Annotated in this window: 1 rRNA gene; it reads left to right on the forward strand. The window is 53.3% G+C overall.

Annotated features, from left to right (window positions below):
• A 16S ribosomal RNA gene (locus GTP23_RS22480) occupies positions 1 to 255 on the forward strand; the annotation flags it as partial.

The following is a 255-nucleotide window of genomic DNA, read 5'->3' on the forward strand; positions in this document are numbered from 1 at the left end:
CACGGAGCTTGCTCTGGTGGCGAGTGGCGAACGGGTGAGTAATATATCGGAACGTACCCAAGAGTGGGGGATAACGTAGCGAAAGTTACGCTAATACCGCATACGATCTAAGGATGAAAGCAGGGGATCGCAAGACCTTGTGCTCCTGGAGCGGCCGATATCTGATTAGCTAGTTGGTGAGGTAAAGGCTCACCAAGGCATCGATCAGTAGCTGGTCTGAGAGGACGACCAGCCACACTGGAACTGAGACACGGT

The sequence above is a fragment of the Duganella fentianensis genome (assembly GCF_009857835.1).
Lineage (GTDB): Bacteria > Pseudomonadota > Gammaproteobacteria > Burkholderiales > Burkholderiaceae_D > Rugamonas > Rugamonas fentianensis.